Consider the following 15,899-nt stretch of genomic DNA (forward strand, 5'->3'; position numbering starts at 1 on the left):
GGTCCCTCCCCCTGACCAGGGCCCCCGATCGCGCACCACCCACGCCGGTCCATTCGGCCGCCGACACGTGGGCGCGTGCATTCCACAGTAGACGAGGAAGTACACCCATGTCTGATACGACCGCGCCGGAGCCCTTCGCGGCCCTCCGGCGTGCCCTCTCCGACGCCTCGCCACCGGTACGGCGGCTGATGCTGATCGGCGTGATCGCGCTCTCGATGCTGGTCTCCGGCGTGGCACTGTTCGCGCCGAAGGCCGCGAACAGTGCCACGAACCACACGATCGCGATCAAGAACTTCGCGTTCACGCCGGACGTGCTCACGCTGGCACCCGGCGACACGGTCACGTTCGTCAACCAGGAGACAGACGGTACCGTCCACGCCATCCGCGGCGACTTCACGTCCCCGGACCTGCCGCCCGGGGCGAGCTTCATGGTCACCGTCACCGCCGCCGGCTCGTACAACTACTACTGCAGTTTCCACCCGTACATGACCGGCATCATCAACGCCGGAACGGCACCGCCGTCGCCGTCGCCGTCCCGGTCACCGAGCGCGAGCCCGTCGCCGTCCCGCTCACCGAGCGCGAGCCCGTCGCCGAGTGGCAGCCCGGGCGCGAGCCCGAGCCCGAGCGTCACCCCGACGACGCCGCCGCCCGGCTCCGCGCCCTGCGACAAGCCGGTCCTCGGCGCCGACCAGGGCGATGGCACCCGGCTGGCCGCCTACGATCTGGTCGGCACCGTCAAGGTGTTCAAGCTGTGCATGTCGCAGACCGACTGGGAGGTCTCGCCCGGGGTGGTGAAGCAGGCGTACACGTTCAACGGCATAGTGCCCGGCCCCACCATCAAGGTCAACGAGGGCGACCAGGTGCGGGTCATCGTGCAGAACGACCTGCCGGAGCACACGGCGGTGCACTGGCACGGCATGCAACTGCCGAACGCGCAGGACGGCGTGCCGGACATCACCCAGCCGCACATCATGCCCGGCAACACCTACACGTACGAGTGGACCGCCAAGTCGACCGGTACGCACTGGTACCACTCGCACATGGGTGGCGGCCAGGTCGGCCGGGGCCTCTACGGCGCGCTCCTGGTGACCCCGACGCTGGGCGACATCGCCGCCGACAAGCACTACACCATCGAGATCGGCGACGGTTCCAACGGGTTCACCTTGAACGGCAAGTCGTACCCGGCGACCGTGCCGCTGACGGCGGCGGTCAACCAGAAGGTCCACGTCCGGCTGATCGGCACGGGCCCCGAGATGATCCACCCGATGCACCTGCACGGGGTGCCGTTCCAGGTCGTGGCCCAAGACGGCAACAAGCTCGCCTCACCGTACACCGTGGACACGCTCAACGTCGGCGTCGGACAGACGTACGACATCGTGTTCCAGCCCAAAGAGCCCGGGAAGTGGATGCTGCACTGCCACATCTTCTCCCACTCGGAGGGACCCAACGGCATGATCGGCCTCGTGACGATCGTCAATGTGACGCCGTAATCGCCGGCTGAACCTGCCCCCGAACCCGTGCCGGTCAGCCGTGAGCGCACCTGACCGGCACGGGCTCCACATACCGATACGCGCAAGGAGTCCGCGCATGAAGCCCATCCGTGTCGTCGCCGCGACGCTCGTCGCCGGCGTCGCCGTCCTGCTCGCCCCCACCTCGCCGGCGTGGGCCCACGTCACCGTTTCCCCCTCGGTCGCCACCACCGGCGGCTACGGCACGTTCGCGTTCAAGGTGCCCGACGAGCGCGCGGACGCGAAAACGACCCGCGTCGAGGTCGTCTTCCCGGAGAACGCCCAGCTCACCAGCGTCTCCCTGCGCCCCGTCCCGGGCTGGACGGCCACTGTCGCCACCCGGCAACTGCCGAACGCCGCGTCCGCCGGGCACGACGACGAGGCCGCCAACAAGGCCGTCACGGGCATCGTGTGGGAGGGCGGCGCCATCAAGCCCGGCGAGTTCCAGGTCTTCGAGGTGTCCCTCGGTCCGCTGCCCACCACGCCCGGCCAGCTCGTGTTCAAGGCGCTGCAGACCTACAGCAATGGTGAGGTCGTCCGCTGGATCGACATCCCGGAGGCCGGCGCGCCACGGCCCGAACACCCGGCGCCGGTGATCGACGTCAAGCCGGCGGACGCGCAGGCCAACGCGCCCGCCGCGGCCACCCCCACCCCCACCCCCACCGGCGACGGCGTCGCTCGCCTGCTCGGCTGGGCCGGCCTCGCGCTCGGCGCCCTCGCGCTGCTGACGGCGGCCGCGACCGGGCTGCGCCGGCGCACCCCGGTGCCGGCCTCCGCGCCGCTCGCGGAGGCGGACACCGCCGCGCGGCTCTCGCCGTGACCCGCACCAGGGCGCGCGGCGCGGGGCTCGCCGTCCTCCTCGCAGGGTTCGCCACCGCCGTGTCCCTCGTGGTGGCGAGCCCTGCCTGGGCGCACGCGGAACTGGTCGACGCCGCGCCGGCCAACGGCCAGATCTACCAGGACTCCCCTCGGACGCTGCTGCTGCAGTTCACCGACCCCGTGACCGTGCCGCCGGACGGCGTGCGGCTGTTCGGCCCGGACGGCGCCCGCATCGGCATCGGCGCACCGGTCCACCGCGTGGGCGACGACACGTCGGTGGAGGCCCCGCTGAACGGGAAACTCGCCGACGGCGTCTACACCGTCTCGTGGCGGGTGGTGTCCTCCGACAGCCACCCGGTGCAGGGCGCCTACACGTTCACCGTCGGTACGCCGGGCAGCCGCCCGGCCGGCGTCACGCCCCCGGGCGATCGTTCCGGCGATGCCGCGACGGCGTACGGCGCCGCCCGGTGGGCCGCGTTCGCAGGGTTCGCCGTGCTGCTCGGCACCGCGTTCTACCTGGCGTGGTGCTGGCCGGCCGGTGCGCGGCGACGGCCGGCCCGGCGGGCGTTGTGGGCCGGTTGGGGCGTCAGCCTCGCCGCCGCGATCGCCTCCGGCCTGTTGTACGGGCCGTACGTGGCCGACGGCGATGTGGCGGGTGCCTTCGACCCGCGGCTGCTGTCCACGACGTGGGCCACCGGCCTGGGCCGTGCCCTCGGGATTCGCGTCGCTCTGCTGCTCGCCGCGGCGCCCGCGCTCGTCTGGCTGCTGAACCGCTACCCGGACGCGCCGGACCGCCGCACGCGTTGGACGGCCGCGGCGGCGGTGCTCGCGGCCGCCGCGGCGCTCGCCGTGACCTGGAGCATCGCGAACCACAGCGTGACGGGCGAGGCCGGCGGGTTCGCCGTGCCGGTCGACGTCGTGCACCTCGTCGCCGTCTCGGTCTGGCTCGGGGGTCTCGTCGCGCTCGCCATGACGCACGTGCCGGCCCGCGACGCCGTGACCCTGCGCGTGGCGGTGCCCCGGTTCTCGCACACGGCGCTGGTGTGCGTGGCGCTCATCGTCGCCACCGGCCTGTTCCAGGCATGGCGGCAGGTCGGGTCGCCGCCGACGCTGTTCGCCACCGCGTACGGCCGGGTTCTGCTGGCGAAGGTCGCCCTCGTGGTCGTGCTGGTCGCGTTCGGTGCCGCCGCCCGCGGATGGGTCGCCCGCCACTACGGCGCGGGCGGCAACCGGCGCCGCGGCGGCCCTGACCCGTACCAGCTCTACGCGTTCTACCGGCGGCTGCTGGCCGAGATGGCGGTGGGCGCCGTCGTGCTCGGCCTGTCCGCCGCGTTGGTCGCCATGGAGCCGGCCCGCTCGGCGTACGCCGAGCGCCGCTCGACGGCGGCGCCCGCGAATCGTGCGGCGCCGGTGCCGGCTGTGCCCACACCCGTGCCGTTCTCGGCCGGCTCCGGCCCCGCCTCGCGCGGTGCGGTGCTGCTCGTGGTATTTCCGCCCAAGGTGGGGCCGGCGCAGCTGCACCTGTCGGTGCTCGACCCGAGCGGCGCGCCGCTCAACGTGCCGGAGGTGCACGCCGCCATGACCCTCACAGACCGGGACCTCGGGCCGATCCCGGTGGAGCTCCAGGGCGCCGGCGGGCACTACATCGGCCAGCTGAACCTGCCGTTCCCGGGTCGCTGGCAGGCCGTTCTCACGGTCCGCACCACGGAGACGGACCAGGCCACGGTTCGCGTCGTGGTCGACGTGAGCGCCTGAGAAGGGCGGATTCGGACAAGCCACGCGGCACACGGGCCGAGATCGACACGGCGGTCGCGGACGCGCAGTGCCGGGCCGAGACCGGCTACTCCGACGTCCGTCGCACGGTCTACACCGAGGCCCAGCAGCGGGTCATCGACCGCGATCGTGCCCGGCTCGGCGTCATCAGGTCGCTCAACGAGGCCCGCCTCGCCAACTCCGCGAAGGTTCTCGGCTCTCAGCTCAAGTAGTGGAACTCGGGTTTCGGGTGCATGAGGAAGTCGTGGTGGGAGATGTTCCAGGCGTACGCGCCGGCCATTGCGAAGGCGACGACGTCGCCGACGGCGAGTGCGGCGGTGACGTGGCGGGCGAAGACGTCCTTGGGGGTGCAGAGCCGTCCCACGAGGGTCACCGGGCCGTCCTCGCCCTCCTCGCTCCTCGCGAGGACGGCGAACGGCTGGTCGTGTCCCTTGGTCACCGGCGTCCGGAGGTGGTCGGTGCCGCCGGAGAGCACGGCGAAGCGCTCCCCGTGGACGCGCTTCACGTCGAGCACGGTGGTGAGATACCAGCCGCAGTAGGCCGTCAGGGCTCGTCCCGGTTCCACGCGCAGGGTCTCGCCCGGGCGGGCCAGCGCCCGCAGGCCCGCGCCGTACGCCGCCCAGTCGAACCGCTCTTCGGACGCGCGTAGGAGACGGCCATGCCGCCGCCGAGGTTGAACTCGCGCAGGCCCAGGCTTCTGCCGTACGCCAGGACGGCCTCGGCGAGGGTGAGCAGGTCGGGGGCGGCCAGGCCGCTCGCGAGGTGGGCGTGGACGCCCCGCAGCCGCAGCGCCCCCCGCTCGTCCGGCTCGCCCGGGAGGTCGGCTGAGACGTGACCTGGCCGCGGCTCTGGAAGGCCGTTCGAGAGCCGCCCCGACAGCTCGTCTGGGCGCCTCCCTGGAAGGCCGGGTGAGGCGGCGTCGGCGGGGGCGGGACGGCCGAGCAGGGCGAGGCATTCGGCGACCCCGTCCGGGTCCATGCCGAACGGCGTGGCGCCGCCGCCCATCGCGAGGGCCGCGCCGGTGACGGGCATGTCGAGGTTGACCCGCAGCAGCACGTCCGCCGGGCCGCGCAGGCGCCGTAGTTCAGCCGGGGCTCTCGACGTGCCACCGGTACGCCGAAGGGGCGAGGGCCAGCTCCGCGCCGGTCTTGCCCGGCCCGCCGAAGCTCAGCCGGGCGTCCGGCAGCAGCGCCCTGACATGCTCGAACTCGCCGCCGGAGGAGACCTCGAACCCGTCCGCGTACGGCGCGAGCGCCCGCAGCACCTCGGGGTCGGGGTTGGCCTTGACGGCGTAGCAGAGTTCGGTCCCCGCCAGGGCGGCCCGTACGGCCGCCGCGTGGCGGGCGAGCCCGGCGAGGTCGTACACGTAGGCGGGGACGTCGTCCAGCGATTCGGCGACCCGCCGCACGCCCGATGGGACATCCATGCTCATCCGCGCCCCCTGGCGTGGGTCGGCTCGGGCCAGAGCGGGCCGGGGTGGGGCCCGGGCGGCGCGAGCGGGTTGGCGACGTGCACGTATCCGGCCTCCCGGTCGGCCGCCCTCGCCCATCGCACGGTGAGGTTCGCCTTGGCGGGCAGCGGCGCCCCCGCCAGCAGCCGGGTCAGCGGCGCGAGGGCGTTGAGGTCGGCAGCGTGCCAGGGGGCGGTCCCGTAGGAGCCGGTCGCCCCCCGCGTCCGCCCCCCTGGGCGGATTTGAGGGGTCGCCGCAACACAATTGATCAATTGCTGTCAGCGGTCAGCATAGCCGCAAGAAAGTCCGCGCTGACCCCGAGCGTCGCGGCGATGGCCGCCCGCTCCCTCGATAGCGGGGAGTGGGCGGCCGTTCGTCTTGCCTGTTCATGCCATGCGGACGGCGGCGAGATTCTTCGGGAACCGACGCATGTGATGGGTGTCTGGCCAAGGTCGGTCACTCTGTTCAGCCTGTCGGCGTGGATACGCTGACAATGGGGTCAGGGGGTCACGCTGAGGGGTGTCAGCCAGTGGATCTCCAGGTCTTCTCGTAGGTAGTCCATGCGGTGCTGCTGGAAGTGTGCGAGTTCGGGACGCGCGAGATGCGCGCGCAGGTCGTCGGCCGACCGCCACAGTTCGTAGAACACGAACGTGCTGGGATCAGCCACGTCGCGGTGGACCTGGTACTGCATCGAGCCAGGCTCGGCCCTGGTCGGCTCCACGAATGACAGCAGCAGCCGCTCCAGCTCATCGGCGCGCTCGGGCTTCGGCCGGGCGAAGCCGTAGATACCGACCGCCCCGCCTCCTTCAGGTACGACGATTTTCATACCTGCCAACGCTAGCCATCGGTCAGGTATGATGCAAGTCGTACCTAGGAGTGAGCCATGGATCTGGGCAAGGTGTTCCGCGCGCTGGCCGACGACTCCCGCCGCCAGGTCGTGGCCGAACTCGCGGCCGATCCCGAAGACCGGGAGCGTGCCTGCGGCTCGTTCGACCTGCCGGTGAAGAAGGCCGCGCGCACGCATCACTTCCGGGTGCTGCGCGAGGCGGGGCTGATCATGCAGCGTGACCACGGCAACGGCAGCGCCGTCTCACTGCCCAGGCAGGACATCGAGCGTCATCTGCCCGGCCTGTTGCAGCTCCTGTCCGAGGAGCTGAAGTCGGGCAGCGCGACGGGCAGAACCGGGATTACTGCGGCTGATTAGCCCACCAGGAGCACTGGCCGTCCTGCTGCTCCCACAGGTCAGAGGCAGGCCGTCATGAGCTCGGTGAGGCGCTGTGCAGGAGTCTCCCAGCCGAGCGTCTTGCGAGGTCTGGAGTTCAGCTCGGCGGCGACGGCGTCGAGCTGGTGGCGGGTGTGCACGGACAGGTCGGTGCCTTTGGGGAAGTACTGACGCAGCAGGCCGTTCGTGTTCTCGTTTGAGCCGCGCTGCCAAGGGCTGGCCGGGTCGCAGAAGTAGACGGGGATGTCGGTAGCGAGCGTGAACGCCCGGTGAGCGCCCATCTCGCTGCCCTGATCCCAGGTCAAAGAGCGCTTGAGATGAGCCGGCAGCGTGGCCATGGTCTCCACCAGAGCGTCGCGCATGCGCTCGGCACTGCGGTCGATCGGCAGGTGTACGAGCATCACGTAGCGTGTGGTCCGCTCGACCAGGGTGCCGATCGCCGAGGTGCCGTTCTTGCCGATGATGCAGTCACCTTCCCAGTGGCCGGGCACGGCGCGGTCATCAGCCTCGGCGGGTCGCTCGCTGATCATCACCATGGGGGCGCTGTAGCGGGGCTGGCGTTGCTGGGCCTGGCGACGGGGCTTGCGCATAGCGCGGCCGGTGCGTAGCGGCCGGGTCAGCTCGCGGCGCAGCTCGCCGCGGCCCTGAACGTAGAGCGCCAGGTAGATGGTTTCGTGGCACACGTGCTATCTCCGCCCGCTCGGGGAAGGTCTTGCGCAGGCTCTGAACGATCTGTTCCGGGCTCCAGCGCTGGTGCAGGTGCTTTTGAATGTATGCCCGTAACTCCGGGTTCTGCCCGATCTTGCTGGGCTTGGGGCGGGGCCGGCGCGCGTCGGCTCGGGCCTGCGCCGCGTGCGGGCGGTACTGACCATTGGTGGGGTGCCGGTTGCGGCGGATCTCCCGGCTGATGGTCGAGGGCGCACGGCCCAGCTCGCGCGCGATCTCCCGGATCGACGCCTTCTCCCGCACCCGGTCGGCGATGTGGATCCGCTCGGTCTCGTTCAGGTAGCGGCCAGGCACGTCTGGGGGCGCCGCCGATGTGATCGGTAGCGCCCCCACGTTCTTGCCGGTCGGATTGCGTCCGTTACGCCATCGCCGACCGGTCCGAAGGTTGATGCCGACGATCCGGCATGCCTCCTTGTTGCTCAAGCCCTGCTGCACGAGCCGCAAGTATGCCGCCCGTTCACGGGAAAGAGCCCTGCGACCTCGACTGCGTTCCCGGTCCTCCCGAATCTCGGAGTCCATCGCGCCCCCTCAACTGGGGTGTTGCGACGACCACTCGAAGAGAAGGGCCAGGGGGAGCGGGCCGTTGCATTCTTCGTTCTCGCAGCCATCCCTGGGCGTTTTCATCATTGCGGTCCGCAGGCAGCGGGAATCTGATCAGGCACCCGGCAGCGCCCGCGCCAGGGCGAGCGGGGATCTCAGAGGTGCCAGGGCGCGTCGTTGGGGGCGATGCGCCACAGGCGGTCGGAGCTGGGGTAGGCGGTGTCCAGGTGCAAGGTGTCCCAGCTGCCGTCGTTGTACCTGTTCAGCTTCATGGCCAGGTTCTTGTTGAGCTTCGGCCGCCAGATCCACCAGCCGGTGTACTTCCCGTCGACCTTCTCGCCCTGCAGGATCCACTTTTGCAGGTCGGATCCGTCGCAGGTCTTCACGATGATGGTGGTGCCGCGCTGGGGGGCGGCGGCTGCGGGCTGCAGGCACTTGTTGGCGGCTTGGTTCTTCAAGACGGTGGTGTAGGTGCCGGTCCCATCGGCCTGCCAGGTGGAGTCGTCCTCCCACACCTCGGTGCGGTAGTTCCATGCAGGGTCGCGCAGGGTGATGGCGGTCGCACCCTCGGCGGTGCTGTCGCCCAACAGCGCCAGCCGCCCGCCACTGGTCTTGTTGATCACGTCTTGGTCGCGGGTCAGCGCGGCTGAAGCCGGTGCCGGTCCCAGGGCCAGAGCGCCTGCCAGGCAGGTGGTGACCGCGAGGACGGTGGTGGTGCTGATGCGCACGGTGGTCCTTTCGTTGCCGGTAACTGGTTGGTTGTCAGGTGCGGGGCGCGAGAGGGGCAGCCGGGGTGGGAAGCGGCTGGCCGGGGCAGGTTTGGGCGATGGCAGTCAGGGCGCCCTTTTCGGCGGGGTCCACCGACAAGCGGGGTGAGCGCTTCCTCGATCAGGACCTTGGCGCGGGTGTCGCAGCCTGTTTCCGTCGGCAAGGGTGGTGGCCAGGAGCGCCGCGATGGCCGCCACGGTGTGTCGCACGGGGACAGGCATGGTCCTCCAACCCGAGACCTCAATCACTCACAGTCGCGAATAGCAACTCTAAGTAATCAACACTGGCAGGCGTGCGTCACTACCGGGCACGGTGACAGCTACCTGTCTCGGCTCCGACCTCGGTCGGTCCCCGGCGCAGGCTCCATGCTCGGGTTTCGCTGGCTCCACAAACGGCTCATGACCTGCTCGGGCGTCAGGAGCCGAATGACGGTCTTGTCGACGTGCGGCAGGTGGGGTCGCAGCGCAGGGGCAGGCCCACGAACGAGACGCGGTTGTTGTTGCGTTCGGCCCAGGTGTGGTGCAGCAGGACGATCCGCTCGTCGCTACGGGTCAGGGCGTGCCGACAGCAGCGCGACCCATCCGAGCGCACTCGGCTCCCAGCGGCGGATCGGCACCCTGCCGCCCGACGGCAACAGCAACGTGCAGCCCCGGTCACTGCGTCTGGGATGCGGAACGGCGAAGGCCAACACTCCGCCAGGCCGCAGCGCCCGCGCGATCAACGGCACGAGCACATTCGGCGAGGTGAGCCCCAGGGCGCCGAAGACGGAGTAGCAGACGTCGTACGGATGGCACGACGATGCCAGGAACGCAACCGCGTCGGCGGCGACGAAGGTGATCCCAGGCAGGTGCCCATAGTGCGTGCGCGCCCGTTCGATTTGCCTCTCGGAGATGTCGACGCCGACTCCGGTGGCGCCGTGGACTCCGACAAGGTGAGCGAGGTGATGGCCCGCGCCACACCCCAACTCGAGGACGCGCGCACAGGCGAGGTGTCCCAGGATCTCGGCGCCTGGCCCGCCGCCAGGCTCCGGCGTCCAGCCCCGACTCCCCCGGCCCGCCAGGCGCGCATCACCTGGCAGGACTTCCATGGAGTACGGCTGCCGCTGTCGGACCTCGACGGCCCGCGCGTGCTCGACCACGACCGCGCCAAGGGCTTCTCCCACACCCGAGAGGGTGCGCTGCTCGCCGCGCTGCACATCGCCATCCGGGCAAGCTCACAGTGGGGCCCGGCGGTGTTCGAGCCCACCATCACGGAGCAGGTGGTAGGGCCCGACGCCGACCGCTTGTTGGAGCAGGCACGCACCCAGTACGAGGAACGCAGGCAGGAAGCCGGACTCCCTGATGGCAGCCCGCTCGGCAAGGCCTACGTGGACGAAGAGGCCTACCGCTGGCAGACCTACACGCGCGATGCCGCCACCGTCGACATCGTCAGCGCCGGCCCGGACCCGCGCGGCACCACGGTCCGAGCCTCCACCCGCATCCAGGTATTGAGCCTTTTTCATCCTGAGTAGCGGTCGTCTTCGACGGCTTGCAGGACGAGGACGGCCTGCACGATCGGGGTGGCGCGGTGAGGGCAGCAGCGGAGCTTTGACAGCAGCTTCCACGCTTTCAGGGTCGCAATGGCGCGTTCGCCGAGGGCTCGGATGCGTGCGTGGGCGCGGTTGACGTCCTTTTGCCCGCGCGACAGCTGGGGACGGTGTCGGTGGCGCTTGAACGGGGTGCGGACCGTGCCTCCCGCGCCCTGGTAGCCCTTGTCGGCGAAGGTGACGACGCCGTTGGCGGTCAGGGCGTCGATCAGACCCACGATGCGGGATGCGGTCAGGTCGTGCACGGCCCCGGGGAGAGCCGGAGAGGCCCACACCAGGCGACCGGCGGGGTCGGCGAGGACCTGGACGTTCACCCCGTGGCGCTTGTGCTTGCCCGAGTAGTAGGGCTTCTGGTCGGCGACCCGGTCGATCGGGATGAGCGTGCCGTCGAGGATGGCGTAGGCCAGACGGGCGGCCCGGAGCGCGGCAGCCTGGACGTCGTCGGCCAAGGCGGCGAGCAGGTCGACCGACTCGCGCACGTACCGCCAGGCGGTGGTGGTGCCGATGGCGAAGCCGGCGGCCAGGCGGGCGTAGGTGTCCCCGTTCCGCAGGTGAGCCAGTACCAGCAGTGCCTGCTGTCTTGGCGTGAGGCGCCGCCACCGGCTGCGGCGTTCGGCGCGGCGGGCGCGGATGAGTTCGGCCAGACGGGTAAGGGTGCGGTTCGACAGGGGAATCGCGGCAGGGTAAGACAGCATCGAGGCTTCCGGTTGGGGCATCGGATCTTGGTCGACTGCTGTCTTACCGGGAGCCTCACCTCACTCCCAACTTGTCCGGCCAGCCCGCCTCCTGCGCCCATCCTGACCAGCGTGATCAGGATGAAAATGACTCATTCATCTGCTCCTAGAAGGGAGCCCGTCCCCGGTCCTCGCAGCAGTCGTGGTCTTCCATCCGACCTTCCGCGACCGCCTCGGACGAACACACCGTCTCGACCGTGAAAACCTGGAGAGTCCTCGGCAAGCTCTGTTGCCGGCCTCATCGCACCACCCTGATCACGAAGGCCATCCTCGTCCTGTATGCCATCGAAGCCGCCCTACTAAGGATCAAAGGAGCTCATCGAGCATGCGAGGCGCGTCTACTCGCCCACCATGCGATTCAACTCCGATGTGAACCGGCGCCGTTGATCCTCTGGCGTCCGCTGAGCACCGAACGACAACACGTACACCCCCTGTTGGTAGGTGTCTTTCCCGTACGCGCTCGCCCCCTCCTTGGCGGCGGTCTCGTCGGCGAACCGCATTACGGTCACGGACTCGGTAGTCACGAACTCGATGCATCCGAGCTGGAGTTCATCGCAGTTGTGGGAGTTGTCCCGGGGGGACGGCACGGACAGCCCGGCGTCGGAGAACCTCTGTACGACGTCTTGTGCTGACGACGGTCCTGAGGAACCGCACCCGGCGACGAGCATCACGGCGGCGATGCCGAGTAACACGATTGGTCTCATGCCGTGACCGTATGACCACGTTCGATGACCCAAAACCTTTCGTAATCAGTCCGATACGAAATTGGGCAGGGGTGGTTCTCTGCGCGCTGTCGCCTGACAGTCTCGGAGATCTAGTGGCATTCATCGGTTGCGTCCACGGGAGTGGTGTAAGAGTTTCCGCTGGTAGAGGCGTGGCGTCGTGAAATGAGGACGGCCATCGCGTGATCCTTCGTGATTGCGAAGTCAAGATCGAAGGAGAAGGAAAGCGATGGCCGTGAACGACAGTGTGGACCCTGCCGCCTGGCTGGCGGAGCAGATCCAGGCGCAGGATCCGGATCTGTTGCGATCCATGGTGAAGACCATGGCCCAGGCGTTGATGTCAACCGAGGCCGACAGCCTGTGCGGCGCCTCCTACGGTGAGCGCAGCAGCGAGCGGACCAACTCCCGCAACGGCTACCGCAAGCGCGAGTGGGACACCCGCGCCGGCACCGTCGAGCTGGAGATACCCAAGCTGCGGCAGGGCTCCTACTTCCCGGACTGGTTGCTGGAACGCCGGCGGCGGGCCGAACAGGCCCTGGTCAGCGTCGTGGCCACCTCCTACCTGCTGGGAGTGTCGACGCGGCGGGTGGACAAGCTGGTCGCGGCGCCCTGGCCAACCTCGCCGCCGCCGACCTACCCCACCTCGTCCGCGTCATCAAGCGCGCCCTGAAGAAGATCCAGTACAGGCCCCACCTCATCGACGGATGCTTCCCACCCACCGGCCTGACCATGAGAACGGGGGTCGACATCACGAATTAAAGATCAGTAGGCCATCGCGAGACGACAGAATTACGCATGACGTTCAGCAATGTAGTCTTCGATGTTAGGTAGGCAGAAGGTCGCTATCGATGGGTGGGACGTCCCGGTTTGGGCAGTGTGTCTGTTACAGACTGTCGATTTGTCCTGTGCACCATTGCGCGTCCTGAAGACGGTCTAGGTCGAGGTAAATCGCTCTTGCTACCGTGAACTTATCTTTAGCTTGCTGGTTTCGATCACAGAGACAATACAGAGTCCCTAACTCACCATGGGCGTTGGCGGCGCCAAGCTGATTACCGATACCCCGGTAAAGTTCGAGAGCCGATGTAATTTCCTCTTCGGCTCGGCGATAGTCGCCCTGCAGCCGATACATAATCCCCAACTCACCATGGGCGTTGGCGGCGCCAAGCTGATTACCGATACCCCGGTAAAGTTCGAGAGCCGATGTAATTTCCTCTTCGGCTCGGCGATAGTCGCCCTGCAGCCGATACATAATCCCCAACTCACCATGGGCATAGGCGGCGCCAAGCTGATTACCGATACCCCGGTAAAGTTCGAGAGCCGATGTAATTTCCTCTTCGGCTCGGCGATAGTCGCCCTGCAGCCGATACATAATCCCCAACTCACCATGGGCATTGGCCGCCCCCCATCGATTTCCGAGGACCTGGTACAACTCCAAAGCCTTCCTGGTTTCCCGCTCTACGGGTAAGTAGTCGTGCAAAGAGTACTCAGTTCCAGACTCGCGGCGAGCGTGACTGTCCCCCCATCGGTTACCGATCACTTGGTACAACTCCAAAGCCTTCCTAGTCTCCTGCTCAGCGCGTGGGTAGTCATCCCGTTCGCGAGACAACGTGCCCAACTCGCGGCGAGCATATATCCCACCGAGTCGATTACCAATATCCCGATAGAGTGCCAGGGCATGCCTTGTTTCCTGTTCGGCCCGCGCATATTCACCTTGCAGGCGATACAGAATCCCCAATTCACGGCGAGCGTACGTCTCGCCCCAGCGGTTACCGATAGCCCGGTAGAGCTTCAGAACCTCTCCGGTTTCCTGTTCTGCCCGTGGATAGTCATCTTGCAGGCGATACAAAATTCCCAACTCACCTTGGGCATAGGTCTCACCCCACTGGTCGCCAATATCTCGATATAGCTCAAGGGCTCTCCTGGTTTCCTCTTCTGCCCGTGGATAGTCATCTTGCAGGCGATACAAGATCCCCAGTTCGCGATGGGCGTTGGCCTCCCCGAACTGATTGCCGATGGCCTGAAACTGTTCCAAGGCGTTGCTGGTTTCCTCTTCTGCCCGCCGATAGTCATCTTGCAGGCGATACAGAATCCCCAAATCGCGGTGAGCGTATGCCTCGCCGAGTGGATCACCGATAATCTCAAACTGCCCCAGGGCCTTCTTGGTCTCCTGCTCCGCTGGCGGGTAATCGTCCCAAAGGCGATATAAAATGCCCAGTTCACCGTGGGCGTAGGCCTCACCCCACTCGTCGCCGATAGTCTCGAACTGCTCCAGGGCTTTCTTGGTCTCCTGTTCTGCTTGCGGGTAGTTATCCCACAGACGGTACAGAATGCCGAGGTCCCGGTGCGTATAGGCTAGACCGAGCGGATCACCAACGGCGTGATACAGATTCAAGGCTTTCTTGGTTTCCTGCTCGGCGCGAGAGTAGTCGCTTTGCAAGCGATAAACATTACTGAGCCAGCGATGCGCCTTGGCTGTTCTCGACCGGCTGGTGGTGCGATCGCAGCTACGCAGAGCCTGGGTCAGAAGTCGTTCTGCTTCGGAAAGCGTCCTGTCGAGACAAGCCAGTCGTCCCTGGTACAGATCGACGAGGCCGGCCATGCCAGTCTCCTGCAGTCGGGCTGGGCCACCGGTTTCTGGAGCGGTCGCTGTATCGATCAGGATGCGTGCGGTCGACAGGTCATTACTTCGCAACGCTTGATCAAGAAGATCCTCCCAGTTATCCAAGCTGGTGGTGTCCCCGATGGCAAAGTAATGGTACGCGGCTTCCACAGGATTGTTGTGAGCGGTGTACCAGACGGCCGCAGCCCGATGGAGTGCAGTTATCGTGTCACTTTGATGACCATTAGAAAGGAAAGCCGATCGCACCAATTCATGAATCCGCAGCCAGGTTTTCCGGCTAGCCCGGTCAGAGATACGTTGAACAAAGGAGTAACGACATAGCCGACCAAAGGAGTCGTTATCGACTGGCATAGGCTTTAGGAGTGCTCGTACACCATCGATGGTGATGTGCCGTAGTACTGCCGCGGCCTGCACGATCTTCTGCTGACGGGGATCCAGCCGATACAAAAAAGACCGGTGCAGCCAATCTTGAGCAGCCGAGTCCTGAATTCCATTCATCCATTCCTGGTTCAGGCCTGATCTCTGCCCCTCACAGTAGGCATCCACCAACATGCCAAGCCATATCGGCGTACCCAAGCATCGCGCGTGCGCCAGATCAACCAATTGTGGATCATTCAGCCCGCGCTCAGCCAGATAGGCGGCTGTTTCCTCACGACTCCAAGCATCCAGTCGCAGGATGTCGGTTTTGCCATGCAGCACACCGGGAAAGTCGGGGCTTTCCCATCCAGACGTGATGATGCGTAGATCGGGCGCGGCCTCGATGAGCTGCGGCAGAAGCTTATGCGTCACCCAATTGACCAGCCCTTCGCGGGAGGTGCCGGCCGATAATCCATCATGACGATTCAGCCATTCCAAGCCATCGACAGTGAGGAGTACTTTCGACAGCGGAAGGTTGGCTAAAGCCTCCATTGCTGCGTCGACAAGAGCGGCGCGGTACGTCACGTAAAGATCAGCCGTTGGATGTCCCCGCTGATGTGAGATGGGTGACCCACTAATGGTGCTGCCATCCGAGGCGGTCATGTGAATCTGGACATCCGCATGCGACAGACGCAGCAGATTCTGTACTTCGCGTACCTGGTTGATGAACCGAGCGTGGCGCAGGGTTTGCTGGCGCTTGCTGGGACAGGCTATACGTAGCAGCGTGCGGACAAGATCATCAAGCAGACTTTGATCTAGACCGTCAGGCCGGTCGCCGGTGGCTCCGGAGCTTAGGTCGATGGCCGCATGTCGATAACCGCTTTTGACGGCACGACGGCCAATTTCGGCCAACAGCCGTGTCTTGCCGATTCCGGAGGTGCCGCAGATGCCCAAGATACGGATGTCCGATTCTTGAGCGAGCACGGCTTCTGCCTCAGCGATCTCCCTATCTCGTCCTACGAAGGAAAACGCCCGCAACGTGTCATCACCCGCCATAGCATGAGGTGAAAAATTA

16 protein-coding genes and 2 pseudogenes are annotated in these 15,899 nt (G+C 67.1%); 6 read left to right on the plus strand and 12 right to left on the minus strand.

What is annotated here, in order from left to right; all coding sequences use genetic code 11:
* The first annotated feature begins 107 nt into the window (after positions 1 to 107).
* The 3 genes from ACQEVJ_RS28645 to ACQEVJ_RS28655 all read left to right on the plus strand — a co-directional run bounded on the left by ACQEVJ_RS28645 (position 108) and on the right by ACQEVJ_RS28655 (position 4,082).
* Positions 108 to 1,490, plus strand: coding sequence for a multicopper oxidase domain-containing protein (locus tag ACQEVJ_RS28645; RefSeq protein ID WP_433106310.1), 1,383 nt, complete (start codon positions 108 to 110; stop codon positions 1,488 to 1,490).
* Between the two features lie 97 nt (positions 1,491 to 1,587).
* A complete protein-coding gene (locus tag ACQEVJ_RS28650) occupies positions 1,588 to 2,328 on the plus strand; it encodes a YcnI family copper-binding membrane protein (protein ID WP_433106312.1) in 741 nt (246 codons plus the stop codon).
* Positions 2,325 to 4,082, plus strand: a complete 1,758-nt coding sequence (locus tag ACQEVJ_RS28655) for a copper resistance protein CopC (RefSeq protein WP_433106314.1) — start codon at positions 2,325 to 2,327, stop codon at positions 4,080 to 4,082. Before ACQEVJ_RS28650 ends, ACQEVJ_RS28655 begins: the two co-directional genes overlap by 4 nt.
* A 217-nt stretch (positions 4,083 to 4,299) precedes the next feature.
* Here the strand turns inward: ACQEVJ_RS28655 and ACQEVJ_RS28660 are convergent, their stop codons facing one another.
* The 5 genes from ACQEVJ_RS28660 to ACQEVJ_RS28680 all read right to left on the minus strand — a co-directional run bounded on the left by ACQEVJ_RS28660 (position 4,300) and on the right by ACQEVJ_RS28680 (position 6,376).
* Positions 4,300 to 4,665: a hypothetical protein gene (locus ACQEVJ_RS28660; protein ID WP_433106316.1), complete on the minus strand. Its 366-nt coding sequence runs from the start codon at positions 4,663 to 4,665 to the stop codon at positions 4,300 to 4,302.
* Positions 4,644 to 5,156, minus strand: coding sequence for a hypothetical protein (locus ACQEVJ_RS28665; RefSeq protein ID WP_433106318.1), 513 nt, complete (start codon positions 5,154 to 5,156; stop codon positions 4,644 to 4,646). The genes ACQEVJ_RS28660 and ACQEVJ_RS28665 overlap by 22 nt, the downstream gene beginning before the upstream one ends.
* Before the next feature lie 28 nt (positions 5,157 to 5,184).
* Positions 5,185 to 5,532: a hypothetical protein gene (locus tag ACQEVJ_RS28670; protein ID WP_433106320.1), complete on the minus strand. Its 348-nt coding sequence runs from the start codon at positions 5,530 to 5,532 to the stop codon at positions 5,185 to 5,187.
* The gene (locus ACQEVJ_RS28675; protein WP_433106322.1) at positions 5,529 to 5,822 is read right to left on the minus strand and encodes a hypothetical protein; all 294 of its coding nucleotides are present in this window, start codon (positions 5,820 to 5,822) and stop codon (positions 5,529 to 5,531) included. The genes ACQEVJ_RS28670 and ACQEVJ_RS28675 overlap by 4 nt, the downstream gene beginning before the upstream one ends.
* 227 nt (positions 5,823 to 6,049) lie before the next feature.
* On the minus strand, positions 6,050 to 6,376 hold the full coding sequence (locus tag ACQEVJ_RS28680) for a putative quinol monooxygenase (RefSeq protein WP_125644822.1): 327 nt from the start codon (positions 6,374 to 6,376) through the stop codon (positions 6,050 to 6,052).
* A gap of 57 nt (positions 6,377 to 6,433) precedes the next feature.
* On the opposite strand from ACQEVJ_RS28680, the gene ACQEVJ_RS28685 reads away from it, so the two are divergent.
* On the plus strand, positions 6,434 to 6,754 hold the full coding sequence (locus ACQEVJ_RS28685) for an ArsR/SmtB family transcription factor (RefSeq protein WP_433106324.1): 321 nt from the start codon (positions 6,434 to 6,436) through the stop codon (positions 6,752 to 6,754).
* 38 nt (positions 6,755 to 6,792) lie between these two features.
* On the opposite strand, the pseudogene ACQEVJ_RS28690 reads toward ACQEVJ_RS28685, so the two are convergent.
* The 4 genes and pseudogenes from ACQEVJ_RS28690 to ACQEVJ_RS28705 form a co-directional block, all read right to left on the minus strand.
* A pseudogene (locus ACQEVJ_RS28690) lies at positions 6,793 to 8,017 on the minus strand (IS30 family transposase).
* Between the two features lie 176 nt (positions 8,018 to 8,193).
* Positions 8,194 to 8,766 (minus strand): RICIN domain-containing protein, encoded by a 573-nt coding sequence (locus ACQEVJ_RS28695; RefSeq protein WP_433106326.1) that lies wholly within the window; start codon positions 8,764 to 8,766, stop codon positions 8,194 to 8,196.
* 454 nt (positions 8,767 to 9,220) lie between these two features.
* Complete coding sequence (locus ACQEVJ_RS28700) at positions 9,221 to 9,397, minus strand: hypothetical protein (RefSeq protein WP_433113376.1); 177 nt, start codon at positions 9,395 to 9,397, stop codon at positions 9,221 to 9,223.
* Positions 9,351 to 9,770 (minus strand): class I SAM-dependent methyltransferase, encoded by a 420-nt coding sequence (locus ACQEVJ_RS28705; protein WP_433113020.1) that lies wholly within the window; start codon positions 9,768 to 9,770, stop codon positions 9,351 to 9,353. Before ACQEVJ_RS28705 ends, ACQEVJ_RS28700 begins: the two co-directional genes overlap by 47 nt.
* On the opposite strand from ACQEVJ_RS28705, the gene ACQEVJ_RS28710 reads away from it, so the two are divergent.
* Complete coding sequence (locus ACQEVJ_RS28710) at positions 9,723 to 10,316, plus strand: hypothetical protein (protein ID WP_433113379.1); 594 nt, start codon at positions 9,723 to 9,725, stop codon at positions 10,314 to 10,316. The two genes, ACQEVJ_RS28705 and ACQEVJ_RS28710, sit on opposite strands and share 48 nt — an antisense overlap.
* Here the strand turns inward: ACQEVJ_RS28710 and ACQEVJ_RS28715 are convergent.
* Complete coding sequence (locus ACQEVJ_RS28715) at positions 10,304 to 11,086, minus strand: transposase family protein (protein ID WP_433103118.1); 783 nt, start codon at positions 11,084 to 11,086, stop codon at positions 10,304 to 10,306. The genes ACQEVJ_RS28710 and ACQEVJ_RS28715 overlap by 13 nt on opposite strands.
* A gap of 377 nt (positions 11,087 to 11,463) precedes the next feature.
* A complete protein-coding gene (locus ACQEVJ_RS28720; protein ID WP_433106328.1) occupies positions 11,464 to 11,829 on the minus strand; it encodes a hypothetical protein in 366 nt (121 codons plus the stop codon).
* Between the two features lie 247 nt (positions 11,830 to 12,076).
* Here ACQEVJ_RS28720 and ACQEVJ_RS28725 point away from each other — a divergent pair.
* Positions 12,077 to 12,448 (plus strand): annotated as a pseudogene (locus ACQEVJ_RS28725) (transposase); the annotation flags it as partial.
* 282 nt (positions 12,449 to 12,730) lie between these two features.
* Here ACQEVJ_RS28725 and ACQEVJ_RS28730 read toward each other — a convergent pair.
* Positions 12,731 to 15,880 (minus strand): tetratricopeptide repeat protein, encoded by a 3,150-nt coding sequence (locus ACQEVJ_RS28730; protein ID WP_433106330.1) that lies wholly within the window; start codon positions 15,878 to 15,880, stop codon positions 12,731 to 12,733.
* Between the last annotated feature and the right edge of the window lie 19 nt (positions 15,881 to 15,899).

Source organism: Microbispora sp. CA-102843 (assembly GCF_050936215.1).
In the GTDB taxonomy this organism is placed as follows: Bacteria; Actinomycetota; Actinomycetes; order Streptosporangiales; family Streptosporangiaceae; genus Microbispora.